The organism is Cellulomonas sp. P4_B5_2, assembly GCF_056402235.1.
The window spans coordinates 1-4,627 of the sequence record NZ_JBFUHU010000300.1; the positions used below are offsets into that span (position 1 = coordinate 1).

The 4,627-nt window shown below is 72.4% G+C and carries 4 protein-coding genes; 1 reads left to right on the forward strand and 3 read right to left on the reverse strand.

Annotated features, from left to right (window positions below):
- Positions 1–561, reverse strand: a 561-nt coding sequence (locus tag AC1DUQ_RS17925) for an ABC transporter permease (protein ID WP_477074265.1), incomplete at its 3' end; no start/stop codon positions are given.
- The gene (locus tag AC1DUQ_RS17930) at positions 558–1,493 is read right to left on the reverse strand and encodes an ABC transporter ATP-binding protein (protein WP_477060992.1); all 936 of its coding nucleotides are present in this window, start codon (positions 1,491–1,493) and stop codon (positions 558–560) included. The genes AC1DUQ_RS17925 and AC1DUQ_RS17930, both read right to left, overlap by 4 nt.
- Positions 1,494–1,563: 70 nt before the next feature.
- Between AC1DUQ_RS17930 and AC1DUQ_RS17935 the strand changes: the two genes are divergently transcribed.
- Positions 1,564–2,661: a DNA glycosylase AlkZ-like family protein gene (locus AC1DUQ_RS17935; RefSeq protein ID WP_477060993.1), complete on the forward strand. Its 1,098-nt coding sequence runs from the start codon at positions 1,564–1,566 to the stop codon at positions 2,659–2,661.
- An 83-nt stretch (positions 2,662–2,744) separates the two neighbouring features.
- On the opposite strand, the gene AC1DUQ_RS17940 is transcribed toward AC1DUQ_RS17935, so the two are convergent.
- The coding region (locus AC1DUQ_RS17940) for a beta-galactosidase (protein ID WP_477074266.1) at positions 2,745–4,627 on the reverse strand (1,883 nt) is incomplete at its 5' end.

Consider the following 4,627-nt stretch of genomic DNA (forward strand, 5'->3'; position numbering starts at 1 on the left):
TCTGTGCGCCGTCCTGCTCTGTGCGCCGTCCTGCTCGGGCTCGGGCTCCAGCGCGGTGACGTCCGGCGCGGCCTGGGCGATCTCGCGACCGACCTCGCCCGGGTCCCCGCCGAGGTCGGTGACCGCCGCCGACAGCGCCTCCTGCTGCGCCAGCGACGCGAAGACGGGCACGAGCATGTCGGGCAGCTTCGTGTGCACCACCACGGACAAGGGGTCGGTGGAGGTCACGAGGGCATCGATCGTGCCGTCCTTGAGCAGCTCCTCGCCTTCGTCGGCGGACGCCACCTCCTGCGTCTCGATCGTCGTCCCGGTCACCGTGCCGGTGGCCACCAGCTGCTCCGAGGCCGCCGACGCCTCGGGCACCACACCGACGTGCTGGGTGGGGTCGGACTGCGAGCTGACGAGGTTGAGCAGGACGCCACCGAGCACCACCGCCGCGACGAGCGCGACGGTGGTCCAGATGAACGCCTTGGAGCGGAACCGCGTGCTGATCTCCCGCCCGGCGACCAGCCGGACGGCGGCGCCGTCGGAGATCTCGACCAGGGTCGGACGGGCGCTCATGCGGACACCGTCTCGCGCTCGACCGTGGCGGAGTCGGTGCTCACCACGTGCCGGTACAGCTCGGTCAGGGACGGCCGCAGCAGGCTGAACTCGTGCACCGACCCGGCTGCGAGGGCGGCGCGCAGGATCTGCTGGTCGGCGCCGTCGTCGGCCTGTCCCCGCACCTCGACCACCGACCGCGTCGCGTCCGTCGACACCAGACGCGCCGACGGCACCGCGGAGATCCAGGACCCCGCCGGTGGCCCGTCCACCACCCATCGCCGGTCGTCGGTCCGGCGCAGCTCCTCGATCCCGCCGAAGGCCACCAGCGTCCCGGTCTTGATGATCCCGACGCGGTCGCACAGCGACTCGACCAGCTCGAGCTGGTGCGACGAGAACAGCACCGGGACGCCGGCCGCGGCCTGGTCCCGCAGCACCCCGCTCATCACGTCSACCGCSACSGGGTCGAGGCCGGAGAACGGCTCGTCGAGCACCAGGATGTCGGGGGAGTGCACCAGCGCGGCGGCCAGCTGCACGCGCTGCTGGTTGCCCAGGGAGAGCTTGAGGATCTCGTCCCCGCGGCGCTCCGCGATGCCGAGCACCTCGGTCCACTGCTCCATCGCGGCCTTGGCCGACGCCGTCGACAGCCCGTGCAGCCGCGCGAGGTAGACCAGCTGGTCGCTCACCTTCATGCGCGGGTAGAGACCGCGCTCCTCGGGCATGTACCCGATGCGCCGCCGCACGGCCAGGTCGACCGGCTTGCCGTCCCAGCGCACCTCGCCGGAGTCCGCCGCCAGCACGCCGAGCACGATCCGCATCGCCGTCGACTTGCCGGCGCCGTTGGAGCCGACGAACCCGACGATCTCGCCGGCGCGCACCTCCATGGACAGGTCGCGCAGTGCGCGGAGGTCGCCGTAGGACTTGTTCAGGGACTCCATCACCAGTGCGGACATGAGTCGATCCAAACAGAGACCACCGACGGCACGCGACACCCTGTCGGTGGCCGGTCCTAGTCTGCGGAAGGTGCACCACCTCTCCCGTGCCGATGCCCGCCGGATCGCCGTGCGCGCCCAGCTCCTGAGCGCGGACCGGCCGACGGACGTGCACGAGACCGTGCGCGCCCTGTCGTTCCTGCAGCTGAACCCGACCAGCGCGGTCGCCCCGAGCGCCGACCTGGTGCTCTGGAGCCGGCTCGGCTCGTCCTACGACCCGCAGGAGCTGGCGGACGCCCTCGACGAGCAGACGATCATCGAGTTCCGCGGCATGCTGCGGGTGGCCGAGGACCTCGCGCTGTACCGCGCGGAGATGGCCGTCTGGCCGGGGACCGGCACCCGTGTGAAGGACTGGCAGCGGGGCAACCGGCAGTGGGTGGCGGACAACGAGGCCTGCCGGCAGGACATCCTGGAGCTGCTGCGCGCCGACGGCCCGCTGCCGATCAGCGAGCTCCCCGACACGTGCGTGCGGCCGTGGCGATCCTCCGGCTGGAACAACAACCGCAACGTCACCATGCTGCTCGGCCTCATGGTGCAGATGGGCGACGTGGCAGCCGCCGGCGGCACCGGCCGCGACCGGCTCTGGGACCTGGCCGAGCGCGTCTACCCGCCGGACCCGCCGGTGCCGCTGGAGGAGGCGTACCGGATCCGCGACGAGCGCAGGCTCGCGGCGCTCGGCATCGCGAGACCGAAGGGTCCCGAGCAGCCCGTCGAGCCGCTCGACGTCCGGGACGTGGGGGAGCCCGCGGTCATCGAGGGGGTCCGCGGAGAGTGGCGCGTCGACCCCGCGCAGCTGGACCTGCCGTTCGAGGGGCGTGCGGCGCTGCTCTCGCCCCTCGACCTGCTCCTGTACGACCGCAAGCGCATGACCGACGTCTTCGAGTTCGACTACATCCTCGAGATGTACAAGCCGGTCGCCGCGCGGCGCTGGGGCTACTTCGCGCTCCCGGTCCTGGTCGACGACCGCCTGGTGGGCAAGCTCGACGCCACCGCCGACGTGAAGGCCGGCGTGCTGCGGGTGCACGCCGTGCACGAGGACGCGCCGTGGGCCCCCGACGCGCGCGCCGCGGTCGATGCGGAGATCGAGGACCTGGCGCGCTGGCTTGAGCTGGACCTGGTCCGGTCCTAGAAGCCTCCTTCGCCGCGGCGAGAACGTCATGTCCCCGCGAGAACGCCGCGTGCTCGTGCCGTTCTCGCGGGGAGCTGCCGTCCTCAGCCCTCGCGCACCACGGCGACCCCGCCCGGCGCGACGACGAGCGTCCCGCCCGCCACCGCCTCGTCGCGCAGCAGCTCGTGGCCCGACGCCGGGACCGTGACCTCGTCGGCCGAGTGGTTGAGGACGAACAGCCACGAGCGACCGTCGTCGGCGACCCGGCGGACCGCCTCGACACCGTCGAGCTCGGGGGACAGACCGGCCTCGACGATCAGCGCGTCCGTGACCGTCTGGAGGCCGTCGGCGTCGAGCCGCGTCGCCAGGTACCACGCCGCCCCGGAGCCGGCCGGCCGGCGCGTCAGGGCGGGCCAGCCTGCCAGGTCGCCGTCGGCGAACGTCCGGACGGCTTCCGTCCCCGGCGACAGGTGCGTCTGCTCGGACCACACGTCGGCGCGCGTGCCGTCGTCGAGCGTGAGGGTCTCGCCCTCCTGCAGGGCCCAGATCTCCTCGCTCCGGACACCCAGCAGCTCCCGGAACGCACCGGGGTAGCCGCCCGGGCGGATGTGGTCGTTCTCGTCGGCGATCCCCGAGAAGTACGTGACCAGCACGGACGCACCGTCGGCCGCGGCCCGCGCGATGTTCGCGGCGTCGGCGTCGGTGACCAGGTAGAGCGTCGGGACGATGACGAGCGCGTACCCCGACAGGTCCGCCGACGGCCGCACGATGTCCACCGTGATGTTCCGCTGCCACAGCGCGCGGTAGTGCGCGAGCACGCGGTCCGGGTACGTCACCGCGGTGGACGGGTGGCTGTCCAGCTCTGTGCCCCACCAGGCGGGGTAGTCGAAGACGATCGCGGCCCGCGCGCGCACCCGTGAGCCCTCGACCTCGCTCAGTGCCCTCAGCGCATCGCCCAGCGCCACCGTGTTCCGCCACACGTCGGTGTCGGTCCCCGCGTGCGGGAGCATCGCCGAGTGGAACTTCTCCGCACCCGCGGCGGACTGGCGCCACTGGAAGAACATCACCGCGTCGGCGCCACGAGCGACGTGCGCCAGCGAGTGCCGGATCATCTCGCCCGGTCGCTTGGTGCGGTTGCGCGGCTGCCAGTTCACCGCGCTCGTCGAGTGCTCCATGAGCATCCACGGGTCACCGCCGGCAACCCCGCGCGTGAGGTCGGCGCTGAACGCCAGCTCGACGTGCGCCTCCGGGTCGTGCGCGCGGGTGTAGTGGTCGTTGGCGATGACGTCGAGGTCGTCCGCCCAGGAGAAGTAGTCCATCCACTTGGTGCCGGTGGAGAGCATGAGGTTGGTGGTCGTGGGGACGTCCGGGGTGACCTCTCGCAGCACGTCCCGAATTGCGCGGTAGTGCACCAGCAGCTCGTCGGAGCTGAACCGGGCGAAGTCCAGCTGCTGCGTCGGGTTCGGGTACGTCGGGGCGCTCCGCGGGGGAAGCACCTCGTCGAAGGAGTCGTACCGCTGCGACCAGAAGGCCGTGCCCCAGGCGGCGTTCAGCGCCTCGACGGTCCCGTACCTCGCGTCCAGCCAGCGCCGGAACGCGTCCGCGGCGTCGTCGGAGTAGTCGTGCGGGACGTGGCAGCCCAGCTCGTTGTCCACGTGCCACAGGGCCAGCGCCGGGTGGCTGCCGTAGCGCTCGGCCATCGTCCGAGTCATGCGCAGCACGTACTCGCGGTACGCCGTCGACGACACCCGGTACGCCTGCCGGCCGCCCGGGTACAGCACCGTGCCGTCCGCGAGCACGGGCAGGAACTCGGGGTGCTTGCGGGTGAGCCACGGGGGAGGGCTCGCCGTCGCCGTGGCCAGCGCGACCTTGATGCCGGCGTGGTGGAGCCGGTCGAGGATGTCGTCCAGCCAGCCGAAGTCGAGCTCGCCCTCGCGCGGCTCCAGCTGGGCCCAGCTGAAGATGCCGACGCTGACCAGCGTGACGC